We start from the raw sequence: 18,228 nt of genomic DNA, 5'->3' as shown, positions 1-18,228 counted from the left end.
ATGTTTCAGCTGGCGGCAATGGAAGCAACCCTCTACGAGGGCCAACAACCTGATGCGTCTGGGGCTGAGTCGAGAGCGTGCTTGCAAATCTGCCTTCAATGGCCGAGGCCCATGGTGGAACTCGGGTGCGCCGCATGTGAATCAGGCGCTGCCGAAGAAACTATGGGATCGGCTTGGGCTTGTCTCGATACTGGATACGATCAACCGGCTTAGTCGCATGACCTGAACCGCCGTGTACGGAACCGTACGCACGGTGGTGTGAGAGGACGGCGGGTGTGAATCCGCCTCCTACTCGATCTGGCAAGACGCTCTCTGTAGGAGCGGGCTTTGCCCGCGAAAGGACCGCGAAGCGGTCCCTGATAGCGCTGCCGTCTGGGACCGCTGCGCGGTCCTTTCGCGGGCAAGCCGCGCTCCTACAGGGGCGCGCAGCCAGCCGGTCAGCTTTTTACTTGCCGCTCATGCATCCGCGCCAGTTGCCGTTCCAGCATCGACGGGTATGGCTCCATCAAGCGCTCCACGCAGCAAGCCCCTTCCGGGCTGGCAATCGGGCGAATCCGTGCGCGCTGGCGAATCAGCGCGTCATCGCTGATTTTGCGCTCCACCAGCAGCAGATTGCGGCTGTGCTGCGACAGGGCCAGGGCGTCCTGGGCCTTCTCGGTCAGCAGCAGGTCGATCTGGCTGAGGCCGTGCAGGTCTTCGCCCAGGGCCAGGCCCAGTTGCAGCTGCAAGGTGATGCCGCTGTCCGCCACTTCCACCTGCAGGGCATGGCCCAGCGCCCGTAGCAGTTCGCCACAGCAAATGGCGTTGGTCAGGTAGTCCTCGCCGCTGTCCTGGCTGTGGAACAGCAGCAGGGTGCTGCCGTCATTGAGGGTCTGTACCTCGCTTTCGTACAGCGACGCGGCCTGTTCCAGGCAGTCGCGGTAACGGTCCAGCAATTCGGTCAGGCGCGCGCGGGGCAGGCGCCGCAGCTGTTCCTGGGAGCCCAGTTGCACGGCGAGGACGGCGCTTTTCTGCGGTTCGCGCGGCGCGGCCGGCTTGATCGCGGCAGCGCTGGCGGATGGCGCCACGTCACCCAGGTCGGCGAAGGCGTCGTCGTCCTCGTCTTCTTCGGCTTCCACGCTGCGCGCTTTCGGGCGCGCCACGGCGGGCGTCTCGTCGAAGTCCGGATCGCGCAGGTCGCGAATCTCGAATGGCTCGCTTTCTTCTTCGAAAGGCTCTTCGACTTCCGGCTCCGGCTCGACTTCCTTCGGCGGCGGGGCGAAGCGTGCGTGCAGTTGCCGGGCCAGGTCGCCGATTTCGTCCTGGCGCTCGGTGGCCGGGGTGTATTCGTCGAGGTCGCGCAGCCAGACCCGCAGTTGCAGCAGCGGCGTGGAGACGTAGCGACCCAGGCGCAGGCTCATGGTCAACGCCAGGGCCAGCAGGATACCGGCGAGGATGCCCATGCTCTGCATGCTGATGGTCATCGGCTGCTGGAACTGGCTCATGTCCAGGCTGATGCGCAGCTGCCCGGCGGTGACGTCCTGGAAGGTGATCTTGGTCTGGTAGAGGCCCTCGGCCTCGCCCAGCAGGCTGTTCTTCGGACGCTGGCCGGCCTCGGCGAGGATGCGGTTGTCCACGCTGTAGATGGCGGCGTGGGCCACCAGCGGGTTTTTCACCAGGTTGCCGAGCAGCACGTTGAGGCTGAGGATGTCGTTGGACACCAGCAGCTCGGTGGCGGACGTGGCGGTCTGGGTGGTCAGGCTCTGCCCGAGGGCGTCGGCCTGTTCATGCATGGCTTCCTTGAACTGCAAACCCATCACGCAGGCGTAGATCACCAGCGCCAGGGCCACCAGGAAGATGTTGTGACAGGCGATGCGCAGTGCCAGTGGCACGCGACGCTGACGCAGGGCACGAAAGATCAGCAGGAAGAAATTGTCGGTTTTGACGGGCGTGGGCCGGTTCACTGAGCGCGGCTCTTTATGACGGAGAAATTGCTGCGCAGTATAGCGAGCGGCCTCGGGGCGGCAAAGTATCGACTGCGCCCGATGGTCTGCAAAAGGCGGTAGAATGCGCATTTTTTCCACGACTCGGAGCCCGTCTTGCGCGAAATCGTCTTGATCAACATCACCGGTGAGGACCGTCCGGGTCTGACCGCGGCCATTACCGGCGTTCTGGCCCGTGGTGGTGTGAATATCCTCGATATTGGCCAGGCGGTGATCCACGACACCCTGTCCTTCGGCATCCTCGTCGAGATCCCCGATACCGACCAGGGTTCCTCGGTACTCAAGGACCTGCTGTTCACCGGCTACGAGCTGAACCAGCAGGTGCGTTTCACCCCGGTGTCCGAAGACGACTACCGCAACTGGGTGGCCAACCAGGGCAAGCCGCGCCACATCGTCACGCTGCTGACGCGCAAGGTCACCGCCGAGCAGCTGCAGCGGGTCAGTTCCATCACCGCCAAGTACGGCCTGAACATCGATCATATCGACCGCCTGTCCGGTCGCGTGGCCCTGGATACCCCGGTGGAGCAGGGCAAGGGCTGCATCGAGTTCTCCGTGCGCGGCGAGCCGGCCGATCCACAGGCGCTGCGTGCCGAATTCCTCAGCGTTGCCCAGGAACTGAACGTCGACATCGCCTTCCAGCAGGATTCGCTGTTCCGTCGCAACCGCCGCCTGGCGGTGTTCGACATGGACTCGACGCTGATCGAGGCAGAAGTGATCGACGAACTGGCCAAGGCCGCCGGCGTCGGCGAGCAGGTTTCCGAGATCACCGAACGCGCCATGCGCGGCGAGCTGGATTTCCGCGCCAGCTTCAAGGAGCGCCTGGCGCTGCTCAAGGGCCTGGATGTCAACGTGCTGGACGCCATCGGCGCTTCGCTGCGCCTGACCGAAGGCGCCGAGACCCTGTTCGCCGAACTCAAGCGCCTGGGCTACAAGACCGCCATCCTCTCCGGTGGCTTCACCTACTTCGCCAAGCAGCTGCAGGCCAAGCTGGGCATCGACTACGTGTTCGCCAACGAGCTGGAAGTGGTCGACGGCAAGGTCACCGGTGTCGCGGTCGAGCCGATCGTCGATGCCCAGCGCAAGGCCGACCTGCTTGCCGAACTGGCGCAGAAGGAAGGCCTGCAGATGGAACAGACCATTGCCGTCGGCGATGGCGCCAACGACCTGCCGATGCTCGGCATCGCCGGCCTGGGCGTGGCCTTCCGCGCCAAGCCGCTGGTGCGCCAGTCGGCCAAGCAGGCGATTTCCACGCTGGGCCTGGACGGTGTGCTCTACCTGCTGGGCATGCGTGATCGCGAAGGAAATGCGTGATAGAGCGAATGGTTCTAACCATTCGTCCCTTGTTCCCTGACGATCTTTAGCCTGCGTCTAGGCTTGCTCGCGTACGGCCCGATCCCGAGGGCCGTGCGGCCGGTCCGGAAACTGGCCGGTCCCCACCAGCAACTTCAAGGAGATGAAGTTCATGGCGAACAACAAGTACGCAGTTCAGAACCAATGGGGTGGTAACAGTGCACCGTGGCATCCAGGTGGAACCTGGAAGCTCGGTGGGCGGGACAATCAACACGTAGTCGCCATCGATATCCGTTCCGGCGATGGCGGTGTGACCTTCAAGGGCAACATGACCTACTCGGGCGAAGGTCCGATCGGCTTCAAGGCCAAGCGCGTCGCGCAGAACCGCTACGAAGTCCAGAACCAGTGGGGCGGCAACGACGCACCCTGGCATCCGGGTGGCGAATGGGTCATTGGCGGTCGTGACAATCAGAGCGTTGTCGCCCTGAGCGTCAAGTCGAACGATGGCGGCAAGAGCCTCGACGGCACCAACACCTATGACAACGAAGGGCCGATCGGCTTCCGCAGTCATCTGGAGTAAGGCGTCAGGCTGAAGAGCCGCCCCTCTAGCCAGGGGCGGTTTTGTTTTTGGGGCTGCAAAGCGGCCCCAAAAGGTCAGGCCTTCGGCAGCGCCAGGCACTGGCCCATGGATACCGCAGAACCGGCGCCGAGGCTCTCGGCCCACTTCACCTGCTCCGGACCGAACAGCACGATGGCGGTCGAGCCCAGTTTGAAACGACCCAGTTCCGCGCCTTTTTCCAGATGGATCGGCGCGCGGGACGCTTCGTCGTAGCGGAAGGTCTTCAGCTCGCGCTTCGGCGGGGTGACCAGGCCGGCCCATACCGTCTCGATCGAGGCGACGATCATCGCACCCACCAGTACCACGGCCATCGGACCGCGCTCGGTGTCGAACAGGCAGACCACGCGCTCGTTGCGGGCGAACAGTTCCGGGACGTTTTCCGCAGTGGTCTGGTTCACCGAGAACAGCCGGCCAGGCACGTAGATCATTTCGCGCAGGGTACCGGCCAGCGGCATGTGCACGCGGTGGTAGTCCTTCGGTGACAGGTACACGGTGGCGAACTCCCCCCCCATGAACGGCGCGGCATTGGCCGGGTCGCCGCCGAGCAGTTCCTGGGCACTGAAGCTGTGGCCCTTGGCCTGGAAGATGCGGCCGTGCTCGATCGGACCGAGCTGGCTGATCGCGCCATCGGCCGGGCAGAGGATCGCGCCCGGGGTCGGGTCCAGCGGGCGGGCGCCGGGTTTCAGGGCGCGGGTGAAGAAGTCGTTGAAGTGTTCGTAGGCGGTGACGTCTTCGACCAGGGCCTGCGACATGTCCACCTGGTAGCGCTTGGCGAACCAGGTGGTGAAGGCGTTCTTGAACCAGCGCACGCGGCATTCGGCGATGCAGCCGGCCAGGCGCGAGAGCAGGTGATGCGGCAGCAGGTACTGGCTGATGATGAACAAGCGGGATTTCATTGGGTTTCCTTAAACTTCGACGGGCGTGTCCGGATGGTTGCCCCATTCGCCCCAGGAGCCGGCGTACGCCTTGACCCGTGGGTAGCCCAGGTGCTTGGCCACCAGGTAGGTGAAGCCCGAGCGGTGGTGAGTCTGGCAGTGGGTGACCACTTCCTTGTCCTTGCTGATGCCGAGCTGTTCGAGGATCTGCGGCATGTCCTTGCGGATGCGCAGGGCGTCGTTCAGGTCCATGCCGGCGGTCCACTCGAAGTTGACCGCGCCGGGGATGTGCCCACCCTTGGCGGCGAGGACCTTCTCGCCGCGGTATTCGCCGGGGCTGCGCGCATCCCAGATCGCCAGGTCGGCGGCGCCGAGGCGGCTCTGCAGGTACTCGCGGGTGGCAGTGGGTTCGTCGTGCAGCACCAGGTTGACCGGGCCGCCGGCGCTGGCCGGGACGTCGGTGCTCAGCTTGTTCGCCGGCCAGGCCTGCACCCCGCCATTGAGGTAGTGGTAGCGCGAGTGACCGATGACATCCAGCAGCCAGATGAAACGTCCGGCCCAGCCGCCGCCTTCATCGTCGTAGACCACGTAGGTGGCGTCGGGACGATGGCCCAGTTCTCCGAATAGCTTTTCCAGCTCGGCCTTGGCCGGTGCCAGGCCCGGTGCCGGTGGCTGGCCCAGTTGTGTGCGCTTGGGATCGACGAAGCGGGCGCCGGGAAGGTGGCCGCTGCCATAGCGATTGACGCTGGTCAGGTCGACCAGGATCAGTTCCGCCGAGTCGAGGCGTGGCAACAGGTCCGCCGGTTCGATCACCAGGGGCAAGCCAGAGAAGTCGGTCATCCAGATACTCCAGATCGGATCAGAGGGTGGCGATTGTAGCGCAGGGTCAGGCGCTGCGGTTGCTGAAGGTGGCGAGGGCACGTTCCAGGCACTGCGCGGTCCTGGCGAAGGCCTGCACGCTGACTTCCGAGAACGGTCCGCCACCCTGGTCGGCCATCAGCACCATCACCACCTTGCCGTTGTTCGACAGCGAACGCAGGAGCAGGTGCTCCCCGCGAAACAGCGCGCGCAGACTGGCGGGCAGCAGGGCGGAGAACTGCGCGTGGTTCTGCGGGGTCAGGCGCAATTGCGCGGATTGCGCCAGCAGGCGCTGCAGCAGCTTGCTCTGGGTGACCGGCACGGTGAGGTTGGCCGCCTGCGCCGGTATCCCGGCCAGTTGATGGACGCGCAGGAAACTCTGCGTCCTGTCGCTCATCAGCAGCAGGATCCGTTTCATCCCGCAGGCTTGCAGGGCGTCGCGGGCATAGCCGGTCAGGTGCATGGCGTTGGAGAACGGGCTGGGCTCGCTGAGCAGCTCGGCGCAGAACTTGCGCCAGTCGCCGAGGGCCTTGGTGTCCGGCGTCCCCGCCTGCTGCATGCCGCGGGGCACGTAGCAGGCATCCCACGGCCAGAGCAGCATCTGCGCTGGATGGAACACCCCCTCGAGCGCGTGCTTGCGCGCGCTCTGCGCGGCCTGATGGTGGCTCTGGCCCTGGACATCCTCCAGCGGCACCTGCAGGTAGAGCGCGATCAACTGTTGCCAGCGCTGAATGTGCGTGCCGGTCCACGCATGCTGCGACGCCAGGGCCAGGCCGTTGGCCAGCAGCACGGTATTGGCCGGGTGGTTGAGCCAGCGGCGCAACGCCGGATCGGCGTCCAGGCGCTGTTGCTGGCGCAGCGGGTTGTGGTCGCGGGCGATATGCATGACCTTGACCAGCAGCCGGCGCTCTTCCTGCAGCAGGTGGTAACCCTGGGTGACCCAGGTCGGCAGGCGCCAGAACTCGGCCAGGGCCTGGCACAGGCCGAGCAGGCGCACGCCGAACAGTTCCCGCTCCACTTTCGGTGCCGGCTCGCCGCGGTGCACCACGCGCAGTTCCCACTCCTCCAGCAATTGCGGGTGGGTCAGGGCAAGTGGCCAGAGCGGTGCAAGAAACAGCAGGCTGCCCCAGTGAATGTCCTGCCAGAGGCGGGCGAGACGGCTGGCGAACATGCCGCTGGCCTGCTGGCTCGCATGCTGGCTGATCATCTGCAGTTGGCGCAGGGCCAGGGGAATCTCGTTGGCCGGCGCCGTGGGCAGGCGCTCCACCAGCGACTCGACGCGGGCCAGGCCCAGGCGATTCAGCGCAACTTCGAGGTTTTCCGCCGGCTCGGCGATGCTGGCGTGGGTATGGCGATTGGCTTCGCGCATCACACTGAGCACCAAAGCCGGACTATCCTGCATGACTTCGGCAATGTCGCGCAGCGACCGGCGACTGTCCGCGATGGCGGTTTTCACGCGGTCGTGGCTATGGCAGGGAACCGGAAGGTGAGTGCTATCCAGTCGTTTGATCCAGGCGTCGAGAGTCTTCGGATTCGTAGTTGGCACGATGGTTTCACTAGGCATGCTGGAATTGGGCCAAGCTGGCTTTTCGCCTTGACTGGCTATAGTCTGGCGCAGAACTGCCGATAAGTAGAAGAAGAGTTTTACGAACTTCCGCCCCCGACCCGAGACCCGACAGTAAGTGCTTTCTATCTATGGCTAAAATTATCGGCATCATCGTCGTATTCGCGAGCGTGCTTGGCGGATACGTGCTCTCCCACGGCAAGATCGCGGCCCTGATCCAGCCTTTCGAGGTGCTGATCATCGGCGGCGCTGCGTTCGGTGCATTCCTCCAGGCCAACCCTGGCTACATGACCATGCATGTGGTGAAAAAGTCGCTGAGCATGTTCAGCAGCCGCTTTTCCCATGCCTTCTATATAGAAGTGCTCGGTCTGGTCTACGAGATCCTCAACAAGAGCCGCCGCGAAGGCATGATGGCGATTGAGGGCGACATCGAGGATGCCGCCGCCAGTCCCATCTTCGCCAAGTACCCGGCGGTGCTGAAAGACGAGCGCATGACCGCGTTCATCTGCGACTACCTGCGCATCATGTCCACCGGCAACATGGCCCCCCACGAGCTGGAAGGCCTGTTCGACATGGAGCTGCTGAGCCTGAAGGAAGAGCTGGAGCACCCGTCCCATGCGGTGACCGGTATCGCCGACGGCATGCCCGGCTTCGGTATCGTCGCGGCGGTACTGGGTATCGTGGTGACCATGGCGTCCCTCGGTGACGGCGACCAGAAGTCCATCGGCCTGCACGTCGGTGCGGCGCTGGTCGGTACCTTCTTCGGTATTCTCGCGGCCTACGGCTTCTTCGGTCCGCTGGCGCACTCGCTGGCCCATGACGCCAAGGAAGAGCTGAATACCTACGAAGCGATCAAGGCTTCCCTGGTGGCTTCGGCTTCCGGCATGCCGCCGTCGCTGGCGGTCGAGTTCGGGCGCAAGGTGCTCTATCCGAAGCACCGTCCGAGCTTCGCCGAGCTGGAACAAGCAGTCCGCGGTCGCTGATCCATGGAAAACAATCAGCCGATTATCATCAAGCGCGTCAAGCGCTTCGGCGGCGGTCACCACGGCGGTGCGTGGAAGATCGCCTTCGCCGACTTCGCCACGGCGATGATGGCGTTCTTCCTGGTGCTCTGGCTGCTGTCCACGGCCACGCCGGAACAGAAGATCGCCATCGCCGGCTACTTCAAGGACCCGATCGGGTTCTCCGAAAGCGGCACGCCGTACATCATCGACCTCGGTGGTTCGCCGCAGCTGGCGCCGGAAAAGACCATCAACCCGGAAGAGAAGGCCGAGCCGACGCCGGAAAGCAGCGTGATCAGCCCCGAGCAGGCCGAGAGCCTGGCCGAGCAGGTGGAGCGCGAGCGTCTCGAACTGGTCCTGCAGGAGCTGCAGAACAAGGTCGAACAGAGCCCCGATCTGCAGAAGTTCAAGGACCAGATCCTCTTCGAGATCACCCAGGACGGCCTGCGCATCCAGATCGTCGACGCCGAGAACCGGCCGATGTTCGACCTGGGCAGCGCGCGCCTGAAACCGTATTTCGAAGACATCCTGCTGGCCATGGCCGACACCATCAAGACGGTGCCGAACAAGATCAGCGTCAGCGGCCACACCGACGCCAAGCCGTATGCCGGCAGTGGCGAGTACGGCAACTGGGAGCTGTCGGCCAACCGCGCCAACGCCGCGCGGCGTGCGCTGGTCGCTGGTGGCTATCCGGATGGTCAGGTGGCGCGGGTGGTGGGTTATGCCTCGTCGTCGCTGTTCGACCGCGAACATCCGCTGAATCCGGTCAACCGGCGCATCGACATCGTCGTGCTGACCAAGAAGGCGCAGCGGGCCATCGAAGGCGAGCAATCGGCGCCGGACAATCCCGCCCCGGATGCCGCCGCACCGGGCGCGCCGGCCCAACCAGGTGCCGCGGCGCCGGCACCGCAGCCGGAAGCCGAACCGCTGCAGCCCCATGAGCTGCGCGAGAAGCTGAACATCTTCGAGGACGGTACCCTGAAGATGGATGAGCCTGGCAAGAAGCAGTAAGCGCCAGCTTAAAAAAGCCCGCCCGGAGTGATTCGGGCGGGCTTTTTTCATGGGGCTGTCATCTGTCCTCGTAGGAGCGTGGCTTGCCTGCGAAGGACCGGGCCACGGTCCCCAGACACATCACAAGCGGGACTGCTGCGCAGCCCTTCGCGGTGGTTCGTCACACGACAAGCCACGCTCCTACGGCGGCAGTGCAGGCATGCGGTGTATTGCATGTCGTCAGAAGCCCCGGCGCAGGCGGGCCTTGAGATCGGTGTGGAAGAACTCCGCGTTGTTGCGGTTGGTCTCGCCGGCATCCTTGCTGATGGCGCGGCGGAAGGTCTGCTCGTCATGGTAGGCGCTGACGAACAGGTCGATATGCTCGCGCCGGGTCAGGGTGGGCCAGCGCTCCAGGTAGCTGGGCAGGCTGCCTTCGCATTGATAGAAGGCCAGGCGGCGGTTCAGCTGGGTCGCGCTGCCGAGGCTGAAGGGGATCCACCATTCATCCAGGCCGCCCTGGCCGAGCACGGTGATCATGTGGGTGCAGGCATTGATATTGGTGTTGAGCAGGGTGCAGGTATCGTCGGTGGTCTGCTGGGCCTGCGGGTCGAACAGTTCGAGGCAGGTATTGATACCTTCGAGCTTGAGCCGTTCGTTGATCACGAACGCATCGAGGCGGTCAGGGTGGCGGTAGCTGATGAATACAGGCATCACGAAGCGTCCTTTCTGGTGAAAGCGGCGACGATCAGTGAATTCCTCAGGCCCGGCAATAGATGGCTGGAAACAAAGAATGGTCCTACGTTTCCGTGTGAATAGCCCTACAGATAAAGCTTACAAGCGGTATTCCCGGCCAGGGCAATACCGCTGTGCACTCAGTAGCTGTCCTGCGGCAGGCTGGCGATGATCGAGCGGTAGCTGTTCATCCGCTGCTGCTGGATGCGCCCGTCTTCCAGGGCCTTGAGCAGGGCGCAGCCGGGTTCGCGGTCATGCTTGCAGTCGCGGAAGCGGCAGCTGCCGAGCAGGTCGGCGAACTCGATGAAGCCGGCTTCGACATCGTCGCGGCTGACATGCACCAGGCCGAACTCGCGGATACCGGGGGAGTCGATCAGCTCGCCGCCGCCGGGGAAGTGGTAAAGGCGCGCGGTGGTGGTGGTGTGCTGACCCTGGCCGGACCATTCCGACAGCGCGCCGACCCGGGTCTGCACCTCGGGCAGCAGGCTGTTGACCAGCGACGACTTGCCGACCCCGGACTGGCCGACGAACACGCTGATATGGCCGTCGAGCATCTTCTGCAGTTGCTCCATGCCATTGCCGTGGTGCGCCGACACTTCCAGCAGCGGATAGCCCAGCTGCCGGTACACCGCCAGCAGGGCATTGAGCGCCGGACCGTTCTGTTCGTCGATCAGGTCGGCCTTGTTCAGCAGCAGCAACGGGCAGATGCCGGCATGCTCGGCCGCCACCAGGTAGCGGTCGATCAGGTTGGCGTGGGGCTCCGGCGCTGGGGCGAAGACGATCACGATCAGGTCGACGTTGGCCGCCACCGGCTTCAACTGGCCGCGGCTGTCGGGACGGCACAGCTCGGTGCTGCGGGGCAGTTGCGCGACGATCACGCCGATGCCCTGGTTGCCGGCACGCCAGACCACGCGGTCGCCGGTCACCAGCGCCGGCAGGTTGGCGCGCAAGTGGCAACGGAAGACCTGGCCGGCCTCCTCGCCATCATCGGCCTCGACCTCCACCTGGACACCGAAATGCGCAATCACCAGGCCGGTCTGTTCCGGACCCAGATCGCCACCTTCGAGCACCTCCAGGGCGCGCTCCTCACGTTTCGCGGCGCGGGCAGCGCGTTCTTCCTGGATCTTTTCGATGCGCCAGTTCTGGCGGCGATTGAGCTGGCGTTTGGCCATGAATGTCTCGTCGTTAAAGCGGGGATGTTGAAACGGCGTCGAGTTTAGCACGCTCCACTAGGCTAAACTGCGCACCTACCGAGGAGCCCAACCATGCAGAACCCACAGAATCTGATCTGGATCGACCTGGAAATGACCGGTCTGGACCCTGACCAGGACGTCATCATCGAGATGGCCACCATCGTCACCGACAGCGATCTCAACACCCTGGCCGAAGGCCCGGTGATCGCCATCCACCACAGCGACGAAGTCCTTGCCCGCATGGACGACTGGAACACCCGCACCCACGGCGCTTCCGGGCTGACCCAGCGGGTGCGCGAAAGCACCATCGACATGGCCGCGGCCGAGGCGCAGACCATCGCCTTCCTCGAACAATGGGTGCCGAAGGGCAAGTCGCCGATCTGCGGCAACAGCATCTGCCAGGACCGTCGTTTCCTGTATCGGCACATGCGTGGGCTGGAAAACTACTTCCACTACCGCAACCTGGACGTCTCGACCCTGAAAGAACTGGCCGGTCGCTGGGCGCCGCAGGTCAAGGATGGCTTCAAGAAGGGCAGCACCCACCTGGCGCTGGACGACATCCGCGAGTCGATCGCCGAGCTGCGTCACTACCGCGAGCATTTCATCAAGTTCTGACTGCAGCTCCTACAAGGGAGAGTCAGTCAAGCGGGATGCCCCCTTTTGGTGCCAGCAGCAACTGGTTAGACTGCGCGCCCCTTTTTCCCGGACCCGCACCATGCTGTTGATGCTCTACCTCATCGCGATCACCGCCGAAGCCATGACCGGCGCCCTGTCCGCCGGCCGTCGCGGCATGGACTGGTTCGGCGTGGTGCTGATCGCCTGCGTCACCGCCCTGGGTGGCGGTTCGGTGCGCGACGTGCTGCTGGGGCATTACCCGCTGACCTGGGTCAAGCACCCGGAGTACCTGGTGCTGACCAGTGTCGCGGCACTGCTGACCATCTTCATCGCACCCCTGATGCGTCACCTGCGCTCGCTGTTCCTGGTGCTCGACGCCCTGGGCCTGGTGGCCTTCACCCTGATCGGCTGCATGACCGCGATGGAGCTGGGCCACGGCATGCTGGTGGCGTCCATCAGCGGCGTGGTCACCGGGGTGTTCGGCGGTATCCTGCGGGACATCTTCTGCAACGACATTCCGCTGATCTTCCGCCGCGAGCTGTACGCCAGCGTGTCCTTCGCCGCTGCCTGGTGCTACATGGCGTGTGTCTACCTGAAGCTGCCGGCCGAGCAGGCGATCCTGATCACCCTGTTCGGCGGCTTCCTGCTACGCCTGCTGGCGATCCGCTTCCACTGGGAAATGCCCAAGTTCCATTACAACGACGAGCACTGATCAGGCGGGCGCGAACTGGCGCTCGGCGTGCTGCCTGAGCGCCCACTCGACATGCTCGCGGACCAGTTCGGACGGGTAGTCGCGGCGGGCGTTGAGGGCTTCCAGCACCACGATGGTCGAGGGCGCATTGCCCAGGCCCACCGCCAGATTGCGCAGCCAGCGCTCATAGCCGGCGCGGCGCAGGGGCGAGCCTTCGGTGCTGGCGAGAAAGCGTTCCTCATCCCACATGAACAGTTCCGCCAGCCCGGCGTTGTCCAGGCCATGGCGCGGCTTGAAGTCGTTCTCCCTGGTCTCTTTGGCGAAGCGATTCCACGGGCAGACGATCTGGCAGTCGTCGCAACCGAACACGCGGTTGCCGATCATCCCCCGCAGTTCCTCGGGGATCGCGTTCTTCAACTCGATGGTCAGGTAGGAAATGCAGCGCCGCGCATCCAGCTGGTAAGGGCCGACGAAGGCCTTGGTCGGGCAGATGTCCAGGCACGCGCTGCAGCGGCCGCAGTGTTCGCTGGCCTGGGCGGCGTCCACCGGCAGGGGCAGGTCGACGAACAGTTCGCTGAGGAAGAAATAGCTGCCGGCCTTGCGGTTGAGCAGCAGGGTGTTCTTGCCGATCCAGCCGAGGCCGGCCTGCTCGGCGATGGCCTTTTCCAGCACCGGGGCGCTGTCGACGAAGGCGCGGAAACCGAACGGGCCGATCTCCTTCTGGATGCGCTCGGCCAGGTGCTGTACGCGCTTGCGCACCAGCTTGTGGTAATCGCGACCGAGGGCATAACGGGAGATGTAGGCTTTTTCCGGTTGAGCCAGGCGCTGGGCCATCTGCGTATCGCCGGGCAGGTAGTCCATGCGCAGCGAGACCACCCGCAGCGTGCCGGGAACCAGTTCGTCGGGATGGGAGCGCTTGCTGCCGTGGGCGCCCATATAGTCCATCTCGCCGTGGTAGCCGGCGGCCAGCCAGCGTTCCAGGTGCTGTTCGTGCTCGGCCAGGTCCACGCCGGCGATGCCGACGTGGGCAAAACCCAGTTCGCGCCCCCAGTTCTTGATCGACTGGGCGAGGGCGGGGAGATCGATGGAAGCGGACATGCGAAATAGGGCAATAAAGAGACAGGTGCGTATAATTCTGCCAGACATCGGAGCCCAACGACGCATGCCTCAGACCAAACACCCTTCTCACGAACCGCTGGTGCTCACCCGCGACGTCCTTCCACGCCTGCCCGCGCGGCCGGCGGATGCCCATAAAGGCCAGTTCGGCCATGTCCTGGTGGTCGGTGGCGACCGTGGCACCGGTGGTGCGGTGCTGCTCAGCGCCGAAGCGGCATTGCGTTGTGGCGCCGGCCTGGTCTCGCTGGCCAGTCGTGCCGAACACGTACCCGCCGCGCTGGCGCGCCTGCCGGAGGTCATGAGCCTCGGCGTGCATTCGGCCAACCAGTTGATGGCGCCGATCGAGCGCGCCACGGTGCTGGTGGTCGGGCCGGGGCTGGGGCAGGTGGCGTGGGGGCGCAGCCTGCTGTCGGCAGTGGCCAGTTCGCGCCTGCCGCAGGTCTGGGATGCCGATGCCCTGAACCTGCTGGCCTCCTCGCCCGTGGCCCTGGTCCGCGGCAGCGTCATCACCCCCCATCCGGGCGAGGCGGCGCGTCTGCTGGGTATTTCCACCGAGGCCGTGCAGGCCGACCGGCCGGGTGCGGCACGCAAGCTGGCGCGCAAGTACAACGCGGTCTGCGTGCTCAAGGGCGCCGGTACCCTGGTCGCCGATCCGCATGGCCAGCTGGCCCTGTGCAAGCGCGGCCACCCGGCCATGGCCGGTGCCGGGCTGGGGGATGTGCTCAGCGGCGTGCTCGGCGCCTTGCTGGCCCAGGACATGACCGCCTGGGATGCCGCCTGCCTCGCGGTCTGGCTGCACGCCTGCGCCGGCGAGCGCCTGGGTGACCAGGGCCGTGGCCTGGCGGCGCACGACCTGGTCCCATCTATTCGTCAGTTGTTGGAGGAGCATTCAGCGTGTCAGGCATAACCCTGTTTCTGGCCGATGAGCAGGCCATGGTCGACCTCGGTGCGCGTATCGCCCGGGTGACCCAAGGCCATGGTGTGATTTTTCTCGAAGGTGACCTCGGCGCGGGCAAGACCACCCTGTCGCGGGGCATCATCCGTGGCCTCGGGCATACCGGAGCGGTGAAAAGTCCTACATTTACAGTTGTGGAACCGTATGAAATTGGTGAAGTCCGAGCATTTCACTTCGACCTCTATCGCCTGGTCGATCCCGAAGAGCTGGAGTTCATGGGGATTCGCGACTACTTCGAGGGTGACGCCTTGTGTCTGTTCGAGTGGCCGGACAAGGGTGAGGGCATTTTGCCAAAGCCGGACCTGACCATTACCATAAGCCCCCAGGCGGGTGGCCGGTCGTTGAGCCTGCTGCCGCAAGGTGCTCGCGGTGAAGCCTGGTGTGCCGCTCTGGCCTTGGAATTCAAATAGAAATGGGGAAAGGTATGCGCTTTCGCGCACTGGTTGCCGTCGTAGGACTGCTGCTTACGGCAGTGACCGTTGAGGCCTTCGCTGTCACGCAGGTCAAGAGCATGCGTCTGTGGCGGGCACCGGACAACACGCGGCTGGTCTTCGACCTCTCGGGCCCGGTGGAGCACAGCGTGTTCACCCTGACCGCGCCGGATCGCCTGGTCATCGATATCAATGGCGCCACCCTGGCCGCACCGTTGAGCGCGTCCACCTCCAACACGCCGATCACCAGCGTGCGCTCGGCGCAGCGGACCCCCACCGATCTGCGCGTGGTGGTCGACCTGAACAAGGCCGTCACCCCGAAAAGCTTCACCCTCGCGCCCAACGCCCAGTATGGCAACCGCCTGGTGGTCGACCTGTACGACCAGGAAGCCGACGCCGTGGCCGCGACCGCGCCACCGACCCCCGTCGCCACCGCGCCAACCACCCCGGCCGTGCCGGTTACCCCGACGCAGCCGGCGATCAAGCTGCCGCCGGTACCCAACGGCAAGCGCGATATCGTCATCGCCATCGACGCCGGTCACGGCGGCGAGGACCCGGGCGCCTCGGGCTCACGCGGCCAGCATGAAAAGGACATCGTCCTGCAGATCGCCAAGGAGCTGCAGCGCCAGATCAACACCGAGAAGGGCTTCCGCGCCGAACTGACCCGTACCGGCGACTACTTCATCCCGCTGCGCAAGCGCACCGAGATCGCCCGCAAGAAAGGCGCCGACCTGTTCATCTCGATCCACGCCGACGCTGCACCATCGAAGGCGGCGTTCGGGGCTTCGGTGTTCGCCTTGTCCGATCGTGGCGCCACTTCCGAAACTGCGCGCTGGCTGGCGGACAGCGAAAACCGTTCCGACCTGATCGGTGGTGCCGGCAACGTCAGCCTCGACGACAAGGACCGCATGCTCGCCGGCGTGCTTCTCGACCTGTCGATGACCGCGTCCCTCAGTTCCAGCCTCAACGTCGGGCAGAAAGTGCTGGGCAATATCGGCCGGGTCACCTCGTTGCACAAGCGCCGGGTGGAGCAGGCCGGGTTCATGGTGCTGAAGTCGCCGGACATCCCGTCGATCCTGGTGGAAACCGGCTTCATCTCGAATGCCAACGAAGCGGCCAAACTGGCCACACCGAGCCACCAGCAATCGCTGGCGCGATCGATCCACAGTGGCGTGAAGCAGTTCTTCCAGCAGAACCCGCCGCCGGGCACCTACATCGCCTGGTTGCGTGACACCGGCAAGATCGCCCAGGGGCCGCGTGAGCATACGGTGCGTCCGGGCGAGACCCTGGCGATGATCGCCGTGCGCTACCAGGTCAGCGTCGCTGCGCTGCGCAGCAGCAACAGCCTGAAGAGCGATGAGCTGAAAGTCGGCCAGAACCTGGATATTCCCGCCACGACCCTGGCGGCCCAGCCATGAGTGCGGGCTCCCGTATCGAACTGCTCAGCCCGCGCCTGGCCAACCAGATCGCCGCGGGCGAGGTGGTCGAGCGCCCGGCTTCGGTGATCAAGGAACTGCTGGAGAACAGCCTGGATTCCGGTGCCCGCCGCATCGATGTGGAAGTGGAGCAGGGCGGCGTCAAGCTGCTCAAGGTGCGTGACGACGGCAGCGGCATCGCCTCCGACGATCTGCCGCTGGCGCTGGCCCGCCACGCCACCAGCAAGATCCGCGACCTCGAGGACCTGGAGCGGGTGATGAGCCTGGGTTTTCGTGGCGAGGCCCTGGCCTCGATCAGCTCGGTAGCGCGCCTGACCCTGACCTCGCGTACCCGTGACGCCCAGCAGGCCTGGCAGGTGGAAACCGAAGGCCGCGACATGTCGCCACGGGTGCAGCCGGCCGCGCATCCAGTGGGCACGTCGGTGGAAGTCCGCGACCTGTTCTTCAATACGCCGGCCCGGCGCAAGTTCCTCAAGACCGAGAAGACCGAGTTCGACCACCTCCAGGAAGTGATCCGGCGTCTTGCGCTGGCGCGCTTCGATGTGGGCTTTCACCTGCGCCACAACGGCAAGAGCATCCTCAGCCTGCATGAAGCGCCGGACGAGATTTCCCGCGCGCGGCGGGTCGGTGCCGTGTGCGGCCCGGGTTTCCTCGAGCAGGCGCTACCGATCGAGATCGAGCGCAACGGCTTGCGCCTGTGGGGCTGGGTCGGCCTGCCCACGTTCTCGCGCAGCCAGGCGGACTTGCAGTACTTCTTCGTCAACGGCCGCGCGGTGCGCGACAAACTGGTGGCCCATGCCGTGCGCCAGGCCTATCGCGACGTGCTGTTCAACGGCCGGCACCCGACCTTCGTGCTGTTCCTCGAGCTCGATCCGACCGGGGTCGACGTCAATGTCCACCCGACCAAGCACGAAGTGCGCTTTCGTGATGGGCGCATGGTTCACGATTTCCTCTACGGCACCCTGCACCGGGCGTTGGCCGATGTGCGGCCGGACGATCAACTGGCCGCTCCCGCGGCGACCGCGGAAATCACCCGGCCGACCGGTCTGCAGGCCGGCGAATTCGGACCGCAGGGCGAGATGCGCCTGGCCGCCAGCGTGCTCGAGCAACCCGTAGCCGCGCCCGTGGCGAGCCCGGCCGGCAGCGCTGGCGCAGGGGGTGGCGGTTATCAGTACAACTACACGCCACGCCCGGCGCCAAACGTTCCGCTCAACGAGGCGCGCGAGGTCTACCGCGAGTATTTCGCCCCGTTGCCAAGCGCGGAGCCCGCGCCACTGCCGCAAAGCGAACGTGACATCCCGCCGCTGGGTTACGCCCTGGCGCAGTTGAAGGGCATCTATATCCTCGCGGAAAACGCCCATGGCCTGGTGCTGGTGGACATGCACGCCGCTCATGAGCGGATCATGTACGAGCGCCTGAAAATCGCCATGGCCAGCGAAGGCCTGAGCGGCCAGCCGTTGCTGGTGCCGGAGTCCCTGGCCCTGAGCCAGCGCGAGGCTGACTGTGCCGAGGAGCATGCGCAGTGGTTCCAGCGGCTGGGCTTCGAGCTGCAGCGCCTGGGGCCGGAAAGCCTGGCGATCCGGCAGATTCCGGCGCTGCTCAAGCAGGCCGAGGCCAATCGCCTGGTGCAGGACGTGCTTGCCGACCTGATGGAATACGGCACCAGTGACCGCATCCAGGCGCACCTGAACGAACTGCTCGGGACCATGGCCTGTCACGGCGCGGTGCGCGCCAATCGGCGCCTGGCCATCCCGGAAATGAACGGTCTGCTGCGTGACATGGAAAACACCGAGCGCAGCGGCCAATGCAATCACGGTCGTCCGACCTGGACCCAGATGGGGCTGGACGACCTGGACAAACTGTTTTTGCGCGGTCGTTGA

The 18,228-nt window shown here is 65.1% G+C and carries 17 protein-coding genes and 1 pseudogene; 11 read left to right on the top strand and 7 right to left on the bottom strand.

Features of this window, described 5'->3' with window-relative positions:
• A pseudogene (locus RTI28_RS18815) lies at window positions 1-226 on the top strand (group II intron reverse transcriptase/maturase); the annotation flags it as partial.
• Window positions 227-437: 211 nt separating this feature from the next.
• Here RTI28_RS18815 and RTI28_RS18810 read toward each other — a convergent pair.
• Window positions 438-1,943, bottom strand: coding sequence for a histidine kinase (locus RTI28_RS18810; protein ID WP_316921857.1), 1,506 nt, complete (start codon window positions 1,941-1,943; stop codon window positions 438-440).
• A 135-nt stretch (window positions 1,944-2,078) separates the two neighbouring features.
• Here RTI28_RS18810 and serB point away from each other — a divergent pair, with 135 nt between their 5' ends.
• Both serB and RTI28_RS18800 read left to right on the top strand, forming a co-directional pair.
• Window positions 2,079-3,293: a phosphoserine phosphatase SerB gene (gene serB, locus RTI28_RS18805; RefSeq protein ID WP_316921856.1), complete on the top strand. Its 1,215-nt coding sequence runs from the start codon at window positions 2,079-2,081 to the stop codon at window positions 3,291-3,293.
• Window positions 3,294-3,444: 151 nt separating this feature from the next.
• Window positions 3,445-3,852 (top strand): lectin OAA, encoded by a 408-nt coding sequence (locus RTI28_RS18800; RefSeq protein WP_316921855.1) that lies wholly within the window; start codon window positions 3,445-3,447, stop codon window positions 3,850-3,852.
• Window positions 3,853-3,926: 74 nt separating this feature from the next.
• Here the strand turns inward: RTI28_RS18800 and asd are convergent, their stop codons facing one another.
• From asd to RTI28_RS18785, 3 genes are read right to left on the bottom strand one after another with little or no spacing between them, the layout of a single operon-like run.
• On the bottom strand, window positions 3,927-4,787 hold the full coding sequence (asd, locus tag RTI28_RS18795) for an archaetidylserine decarboxylase (RefSeq protein WP_316921854.1): 861 nt from the start codon (window positions 4,785-4,787) through the stop codon (window positions 3,927-3,929).
• Between the two features lie 9 nt (window positions 4,788-4,796).
• Window positions 4,797-5,606 carry a rhodanese-like domain-containing protein gene (locus RTI28_RS18790; RefSeq protein WP_316921853.1) on the bottom strand — a complete coding sequence of 270 codons (810 nt, stop codon included), beginning with the start codon at window positions 5,604-5,606 and terminating at the stop codon, window positions 4,797-4,799.
• A 46-nt stretch (window positions 5,607-5,652) separates the two neighbouring features.
• Window positions 5,653-7,188 carry an HDOD domain-containing protein gene (locus RTI28_RS18785; protein ID WP_316921852.1) on the bottom strand — a complete coding sequence of 512 codons (1,536 nt, stop codon included), beginning with the start codon at window positions 7,186-7,188 and terminating at the stop codon, window positions 5,653-5,655.
• 131 nt (window positions 7,189-7,319) lie between these two features.
• Here RTI28_RS18785 and motA point away from each other — a divergent pair, with 131 nt between their 5' ends.
• Window positions 7,320-8,171 (top strand): flagellar motor stator protein MotA, encoded by an 852-nt coding sequence (gene motA / locus RTI28_RS18780; RefSeq protein ID WP_316921851.1) that lies wholly within the window; start codon window positions 7,320-7,322, stop codon window positions 8,169-8,171.
• 3 nt (window positions 8,172-8,174) lie between these two features.
• Window positions 8,175-9,200 (top strand): flagellar motor protein MotB, encoded by a 1,026-nt coding sequence (motB, locus tag RTI28_RS18775; RefSeq protein WP_316921850.1) that lies wholly within the window; start codon window positions 8,175-8,177, stop codon window positions 9,198-9,200.
• Window positions 9,201-9,419: 219 nt separating this feature from the next.
• Here motB and RTI28_RS18770 read toward each other — a convergent pair whose 3' ends face one another.
• Both RTI28_RS18770 and rsgA read right to left on the bottom strand, forming a co-directional pair.
• Entirely contained in the window at window positions 9,420-9,890 is a 471-nt protein-coding gene (locus RTI28_RS18770) for a TIR domain-containing protein (RefSeq protein ID WP_316921849.1), read from the bottom strand.
• A gap of 161 nt (window positions 9,891-10,051) precedes the next feature.
• On the bottom strand, window positions 10,052-11,083 hold the full coding sequence (gene rsgA / locus RTI28_RS18765; RefSeq protein ID WP_316921848.1) for a small ribosomal subunit biogenesis GTPase RsgA: 1,032 nt from the start codon (window positions 11,081-11,083) through the stop codon (window positions 10,052-10,054).
• A gap of 93 nt (window positions 11,084-11,176) precedes the next feature.
• On the opposite strand from rsgA, the gene orn reads away from it, so the two are divergent.
• Both orn and RTI28_RS18755 read left to right on the top strand, forming a co-directional pair.
• Window positions 11,177-11,719: an oligoribonuclease gene (gene orn / locus RTI28_RS18760; RefSeq protein WP_316921847.1), complete on the top strand. Its 543-nt coding sequence runs from the start codon at window positions 11,177-11,179 to the stop codon at window positions 11,717-11,719.
• Window positions 11,720-11,819: 100 nt separating this feature from the next.
• The gene (locus RTI28_RS18755; protein ID WP_316921846.1) at window positions 11,820-12,431 is read left to right on the top strand and encodes a trimeric intracellular cation channel family protein; all 612 of its coding nucleotides are present in this window, start codon (window positions 11,820-11,822) and stop codon (window positions 12,429-12,431) included.
• Here RTI28_RS18755 and queG read toward each other — a convergent pair whose 3' ends face one another.
• Complete coding sequence (gene queG / locus RTI28_RS18750) at window positions 12,432-13,508, bottom strand: tRNA epoxyqueuosine(34) reductase QueG (protein WP_316921845.1); 1,077 nt, start codon at window positions 13,506-13,508, stop codon at window positions 12,432-12,434. It abuts the gene before it with no gap.
• 64 nt (window positions 13,509-13,572) lie between these two features.
• Between queG and RTI28_RS18745 the strand changes: the two genes are divergently transcribed.
• From RTI28_RS18745 to mutL, 4 genes are read left to right on the top strand one after another with little or no spacing between them, the layout of a single operon-like run.
• A complete protein-coding gene (locus RTI28_RS18745) occupies window positions 13,573-14,433 on the top strand; it encodes an NAD(P)H-hydrate dehydratase (protein ID WP_316921844.1) in 861 nt (286 codons plus the stop codon).
• The gene (gene tsaE, locus RTI28_RS18740; protein WP_316921843.1) at window positions 14,421-14,891 is read left to right on the top strand and encodes a tRNA (adenosine(37)-N6)-threonylcarbamoyltransferase complex ATPase subunit type 1 TsaE; all 471 of its coding nucleotides are present in this window, start codon (window positions 14,421-14,423) and stop codon (window positions 14,889-14,891) included. The genes RTI28_RS18745 and tsaE overlap by 13 nt, the downstream gene beginning before the upstream one ends.
• A gap of 2 nt (window positions 14,892-14,893) precedes the next feature.
• Window positions 14,894-16,330, top strand: coding sequence for an N-acetylmuramoyl-L-alanine amidase (locus tag RTI28_RS18735; RefSeq protein ID WP_316921842.1), 1,437 nt, complete (start codon window positions 14,894-14,896; stop codon window positions 16,328-16,330).
• Window positions 16,327-18,228: a DNA mismatch repair endonuclease MutL gene (gene mutL / locus RTI28_RS18730; protein ID WP_316921841.1), complete on the top strand. Its 1,902-nt coding sequence runs from the start codon at window positions 16,327-16,329 to the stop codon at window positions 18,226-18,228. Before RTI28_RS18735 ends, mutL begins: the two co-directional genes overlap by 4 nt.

Origin of the sequence: Pseudomonas sp. zfem002, from assembly GCF_032621685.1 — a bacterium.
GTDB classification, from domain to species: domain Bacteria; phylum Pseudomonadota; class Gammaproteobacteria; order Pseudomonadales; family Pseudomonadaceae; genus Aquipseudomonas; species Aquipseudomonas japonica.
The sequence above is the reverse complement of the archived record's forward strand: the minus strand, read 5'-3'. Positions and strand labels throughout refer to the sequence as shown.

Bases quoted from the DNA above. Each gene is read 5' to 3' on its own strand.
- orn (WP_316921847.1), top strand. From the start codon at position 11,177: ATGCAGAACCCACAGAATCTGATCTGGATCGACCTGGAAATGACCGGT.
- motB (WP_316921850.1), top strand. From the start codon at position 8,175: ATGGAAAACAATCAGCCGATTATCATCAAGCGCGTCAAGCGCTTCGGC.
- RTI28_RS18785 (WP_316921852.1), bottom strand. From the start codon at position 7,188: ATGCCTAGTGAAACCATCGTGCCAACTACGAATCCGAAGACTCTCGAC.
- RTI28_RS18745 (WP_316921844.1), top strand. From the start codon at position 13,573: ATGCCTCAGACCAAACACCCTTCTCACGAACCGCTGGTGCTCACCCGC.
- mutL (WP_316921841.1), top strand. From the start codon at position 16,327: ATGAGTGCGGGCTCCCGTATCGAACTGCTCAGCCCGCGCCTGGCCAAC.
- motA (WP_316921851.1), top strand. From the start codon at position 7,320: ATGGCTAAAATTATCGGCATCATCGTCGTATTCGCGAGCGTGCTTGGC.
- RTI28_RS18770 (WP_316921849.1), bottom strand. From the start codon at position 9,890: ATGCCTGTATTCATCAGCTACCGCCACCCTGACCGCCTCGATGCGTTC.
- RTI28_RS18755 (WP_316921846.1), top strand. From the start codon at position 11,820: ATGCTGTTGATGCTCTACCTCATCGCGATCACCGCCGAAGCCATGACC.
- asd (WP_316921854.1), bottom strand. From the start codon at position 4,787: ATGAAATCCCGCTTGTTCATCATCAGCCAGTACCTGCTGCCGCATCAC.
- queG (WP_316921845.1), bottom strand. From the start codon at position 13,508: ATGTCCGCTTCCATCGATCTCCCCGCCCTCGCCCAGTCGATCAAGAAC.
- rsgA (WP_316921848.1), bottom strand. From the start codon at position 11,083: ATGGCCAAACGCCAGCTCAATCGCCGCCAGAACTGGCGCATCGAAAAG.
- RTI28_RS18790 (WP_316921853.1), bottom strand. From the start codon at position 5,606: ATGACCGACTTCTCTGGCTTGCCCCTGGTGATCGAACCGGCGGACCTG.
- RTI28_RS18735 (WP_316921842.1), top strand. From the start codon at position 14,894: ATGGGGAAAGGTATGCGCTTTCGCGCACTGGTTGCCGTCGTAGGACTG.
- RTI28_RS18800 (WP_316921855.1), top strand. From the start codon at position 3,445: ATGGCGAACAACAAGTACGCAGTTCAGAACCAATGGGGTGGTAACAGT.